This is a genomic window from Ruminococcus sp., assembly GCF_017650195.1.
Lineage (GTDB): Bacteria > Bacillota > Clostridia > Oscillospirales > Ruminococcaceae > Ruminococcus.
Map to the genome: position 1 here is coordinate 1 of NZ_JAGCFH010000007.1, position 5,893 is coordinate 5,893.

2 protein-coding genes and 1 pseudogene are annotated in these 5,893 nt (G+C 44.8%); 2 read left to right on the top strand and 1 reads right to left on the bottom strand.

From position 1 onward, the window contains the following. Positions 1-2,360: family 43 glycosylhydrolase (locus J6U00_RS00180; protein ID WP_296577388.1), on the top strand; the 2,360-nt coding region annotated here is incomplete at its 5' end. Between the two features lie 125 nt (positions 2,361-2,485). Here J6U00_RS00180 and J6U00_RS00185 read toward each other — a convergent pair. Next, positions 2,486-3,883, bottom strand: coding sequence for an MATE family efflux transporter (locus J6U00_RS00185; RefSeq protein ID WP_296577390.1), 1,398 nt, complete (start codon positions 3,881-3,883; stop codon positions 2,486-2,488). A 242-nt stretch (positions 3,884-4,125) separates the two neighbouring features. Here J6U00_RS00185 and J6U00_RS00190 point away from each other — a divergent pair. Then, positions 4,126-5,893: pseudogene (locus tag J6U00_RS00190) on the top strand (carbohydrate-binding protein); the annotation flags it as partial.

The window sequence follows — 5,893 nt, forward strand, 5'->3', positions numbered from 1 at the left end:
TATTGTTGTCGGCAGCAGTTGCTGTACCGTCTGTCACAGGCGGCATTATAGCATCGAAGGCAGAGGCGGCCGCGTCGGTGTCAAATCCTATAATATGGGCTGACGTACCAGACGACGATGTTATAAGAGTCGGTGACACATATTATATGGTAAGTACAACAATGTTCTTCAGTCCAGGCGCACCGATAATGAAGTCCAAGGATCTTGTTTCGTGGGAAATCTGCAATTATGTTTTTGATACTTATGCAAACGGCGACGTCCAGAACTTGAAAAACGGCAAGAATGATTATTCTCACGGACAGTGGGCGACAAGTCTACGCTATAATGAAAAGAACAAGAAGTTCTATGCTTTCTTCGGAAGCTATGGTACAAATAAATCCTATATATGCTCTACGGATGATATAGAGAACGGTGAGTGGTCGCGCGTTGAACTAAACGGTATGTATCATGATGCTTCTATCCTTTTCGATGATGACGGAAGGAACTACCTCGTTTATGGAGCCGGCGGAACCTGTAACATAAAAGAGTTCAATTCTGATATGACAGGCTGGAAGTCAGGTGGTGCCGAGAAGCAGCTCTTCAAGACGAATTTTGATAATCTTGCCGGAGAAGGTTGGCATATTCAGAAGATAAACGGTTATTACTATATATTCGGTATAGCATGGCCGACAGGTCATGGAAGACTTGAATTTGTCTACCGTTCAAAGGATCTTCTCGGATATTACGAGAGCAAGACTGTCCTTGATTCGGGACTTGGCTCATACGGAAGCGGCTGTGCACAGGGTGGTATCGTTGATACTCCTGACGGAAAGTGGTATGGTCTACTCTTCCAAGATCACGGCTCAGTAGGACGAATACCTGTACTTGTACCCGTTACATGGCAGAATGACTGGCCTATGATGGGCGTCAACGGTAAGGCTCCCCTTACTCTTGACATCGGGTCCGGCACAGGTACTGACCTTGCAGGTGACGACAGCTTTGACTATTCGACCAACGACCTTGCATTGGAATGGCAGTGGAACCACAATCCGGACAACAGTGCGTGGTCGGTAACGGAGCGTGAAGGCTGGTTGAGACTGAAGAACAAGAATATCGCGACAAATCTTCTTAACGCAAGGAATACTCTTACAATGCGCACAGAGGGTCCTGCGTGTAGCAGCTATATAAAGCTTGACACTTCAAATATGAAATCCGGTGACTATGCAGGACTTTCGGCTTTCCAACTGAAATATGGCTGTATCGGCGTCTATGTTACCGACAGTGGATCCAAGAAGGTATATATGTCCGTCAATGGAGGAAACGATATTGGAAATAGCTCCAACAAGATAGTTGCCGAGGAAAATATGAACGGTGACGAGATATACCTTAAGGTTGACTTCAAATTTGCGACAGTTGGCTCTGACGGAAGCTCCTCAAACAATATCGACAAGGCAAATTTCTACTATTCCTACGACGGACAGAACTGGACAAAGCTCGGTCAGGAGCTCTCAATGTCATACGATTTGAAGCTCTTTACTGGATACCGCAGCGGTATCTATAGCTACCCCACAAAGACCACAGGCGGATATGCTGATATCGACTTCTTCGAGTACGAGCGTCAGACATGGAACGGCAGCAACGGCAGCAAGGTGCTCAGCGGCACTCCTGTTGTAATAGAGCCTGATGAAAACGGATATTTCTTTAATAACACTTTTGAAAATGGAACTGATTCATGGAGCGGAAGAGGGTCGGCAAGCGTAGCTGTTGATAAATCTGAGTATTATTCAGGCAGCGGTTCGCTTTACTGCTCTGGCAGAGAGGCAAGCTGGAACGGCGCAGTACGCAGCCTTTCCTCATCAGTATTCAAGGCTGGACAGGAGTATAGCTTCAGCACGGTAGTAAAGTATACTGATGGACCTGCATCGCAGGATTTCTATCTCACCCTCCAGTATGAGGACAGCTCCGGAGAGGTAACTTATGACAAGATAGCAATAGTCGAGGACGTTCCCAAGGGCGAATGGATACAGCTTACCAATACAAGTTACAGGATACCCGATGGAGCTTCAAATATGCAGCTTTACGTCGAAACAGCCTCCGACGATTACAGCTTCTATGTTGACGATGCTGTGGGCGGAGTTGCAGGAACAGCTATAGACGGCCCCGAGGCTGTAAAGGCAGTGACTGGCGATATAAATGGTGACGACAGGATAGACAGCTTTGACATTGTGGCAGCCCGAAAGGCTCTTATAAGCGGAGAATTCGCCGATAAAAGAGCTGAAAAGGCAGCAGACGTCGACAAGAATGGCAAATTCGAAACCGCAGATCTTGTTCAGCTGCAAAAATATGTTCTCGGCGTGAATAAAGAGTTTTCCGAAGCCTGAATAGCCAGTACATTGCGCAGTGATATAAGAGCGATAAACTAAACACTTGAATACCTGACATATATGTTGACTTCCTCTATGTAAAACACCGCAGCTCTGTTAGATAATAGCTGCGGTGTTTTACATTATATATCATTTACGATGTTTTTCACCCACACGTTGCTGCGAACCATGAAATAACCTATGGCGACCTTTACTACCTCGGAAAATGTGACTACTGCAAATACTATGCGTATGTCAAGGTTAGTGAAGTATGAAAGTATCGCGGCAAGCGGAATCATCAGGAACCATGTAAAGCCGAAGTCAAACAGGAAGGTTATACCTGTTTTCCCTCCGCTTCTCAGTGTGAAATAGCATGCGTTGGTGTAGCTCCAAAGTGGCATTGCGAGAGCCTGTATTATTATCATGTAAGACGCGAGACTTCGTACAGTATCCTCGGTGTTATATAACTTTGGAAAAACTGAAGAAATTGGTAGAGTTATAAGTCCCACAACGGCAGCAGCGACAACTGCAAAGAAAAGCAGCTTGTTGTCAAGGTCGCGGGCTTCCTTAAGTTTGTTGGCGCCTAGTCTTGCTCCTACAATTATAGCAATGCAGGCACCCATCTGGATATATACCGAGCTGAAAAGATTGGTTATAGTGCTTGATATATTTCTTGCTGCCACAACCTCTGTGCTCCGTACGGAATAACACTGCATGACAATTGACATACCCAGCGACCACAGGAACTCGTTTACAAGCATTGGGATACCTTTTTTTGTGATGTCAGCCATGAGCCTCGCAGGTATGTGGAAGCCTTGGTAAAGTCTAATGACGTATTTGTTTTTATCAGGGTGAGAATGTGTCCAGACAATAACGACGAGGGCCTCAAATGTCTTAGCAATGACAGTAGCCCATGCCGCACCTCTGACTCCCATTTCCGGGAAACCGAATTTTCCGAAGATAAGACAGTAATCAAGGATCACGTTCAGACCTACCGCAGACATGGCGGCTGCCATTGGGGCCTTAGTATGTCCGCACTCACGAGCTGCGCTGGAATAAGCTTGACCGATACCGAATGGTATGAAGCCAACGATGATTATTTTTAGATAGTCCATTCCGCTTTGGAGTATAGCCGAAGCCTGAGCAGTTTCGCTTTCCTTACTGATGAAAAGAGATATGAGCGGAGCACCGAACATAAGGCATATTACAGCGGCTATGCAGATTATCATTGCGCAGACAAGAAGTCTGAATCTGAATGTGTATTTCTGACCTTCATGGTCGCCTTTTCCAAAGAACTGTGCTCCGAAAATACTTGGACCTGCAACAGCTCCGAAAACGGTGACATTGAATACGAAAACGAACTGATTTATGATGGAAACACCGCTCATTGGCTCTGTACCAAGTCTGCCCACCATTATATTGTCTATGAGGCTTACGAGATTGGTGACAGCCATTTGTAGTATCATAGGTACTACCATTGACATGACCATTTTGTAAAAGCCTTTATTTCCAATGAATTTTTTTCTGAAATCCTTAAACATAAGTATCCTCCCGGTGAATAGTGTTTATTATAACACAGAATCGGGAAAAATGCAATACTTGGAAGAAGGTGTTTTACCAGTAAATACATATTTTTGAATTATAGTATAGTTTTGGGAATATTAAGATAAAAGAGTAGTTGTCAAATACAAATGAATTGATAACATGCAGGGGAATTAAAATTAAATATCATGTCTCATCAGTAAAACAGGGGACATGCATAAAAGAACAGGAGGAATTACTTATGAGTATCCGAAAAAGAGGTATAGCCATCGCCATAAGTATGGTGACGGCAACTTCTGCACTTAACATGGGAAATCTCATTGAAAGTGCATATGCTGAGGACAGTGTACAGGCGGTTTTCTATGTTTCTCCAGATGGGAGCGACAGTGGTGACGGTTCTGTGAGCTCTCCATATGCGACCATTGAAAAGGCTCGTGATGAGGTTAGAAAGATAAACGGAAGTATGTCAGGTGACATTATCGTTTATCTTCGCGGCGGTGATTACCGTATCAATAAGCCTGTTGAATTCGACACAAGGGACTCGGGCAATGACGGCTTTACTGTCAGGTATGAGGCATACAATGGGGAAACTCCCGTTATCAATGGTGCTCAGAAGGTTACAGGCTGGAAGAAGTACAACGATAAGCTCTGGTCAGCGCCGCTTGACAGAGATATAAAGCTTCGAAATCTGTATGTTAATGACAAGCGTGCTAATATGGGCAGCGTACAAGTACAGGCTAAGGGTGGCTATGGTGACTACTATGTTACAGCAGGACAGGCTGACTGGGCATGGGATTCAGGAAAAAAGAGCGATGGTATCATTTATGATGCAGGCTCTATGCCGCGTATAACTTCCAATTTTGATGATCTAGAGGTCGTTAACGGAACAACATGGAACGAAAATATTGTATGTTCCCGTGATATAAAGTACGATGGTGGGAGTATGATACTTCTCATGCAGCAGCCATACGGCGCAATAGCTCAGACTCCAGGCTGGGGTGCAGGTTTCACAACAGGCGGAACTCATACTATATACAATGCTTTCTCATTTGTTGACAGCGAGGGGGAATTCTTCTTTGATAAGACAGACAAGGTGCTGTATTACTATCCGAGAAACGGCGAAGATATGACATCTGCTGACGTTGAAGCACCTGTAGCGGACTGCCTTATCAAGATTGCAGGAAAGTCTACAAGCGAGCGAGTTGAGAACATCTCGTTCAGTGGCATAACCTTTGCTAATACTGATTATCAGCTGACTGATGTTGCAGGGTCTCATGGCAAGACGACCTGTCAGGCAGCTCAGTGCTACACGGCTTTTGCAGATTCTAACTGGCACAGCAAGAATTACGAAATGGTTGATACACTCCCAGCGGCTGTACATATCACTAGCAGCGACAATATCAAGGTTACAGGTAACATTGTTAAGCATACAGGAGCTGACGGTATCTCTATGACAAATGATGTTATCAATTCAGAGGTGAGTGGAAACTTCGTAACAGATATAACATCCAGTGGTATTACCGTTGGACATCCGCAACATATCTACATTGGAGACGGTGACGGCAGAAACCGTGAGAAGTTCCCTCGCGGCGTTGAGGGAGTGTGCAAAAACGATCTTATCATCCAAAATCTTCTTTATGATATCAGTGTGGTTCACGGCTTCGGCGGATGTGCTGCAATAACCGCATACTTTGTAGATTCTGTGAAGATACTTAGCAATACAATTGAGAAGACTGCATATAACGGCATTCATCTTGGCTGGGGGTGGTGTAACTTCAAGGACAGCACCACTTGCCGTGATAACCAGATATGCTATAACAGAGTTATCAACTCTCTGAACCGACTTCACGACAGTGGAGGAATATACACTATCGGACAGATGCCAGGAACTATTATAAACGAAAACTATGTCCAGGGCATCCCTGCAGGCGGCTTAGGAGCACCTACATATGGACTTCATAACGACGAGGGAACGACATATATTGAGGAGAATGACAACGTCCTCGAAA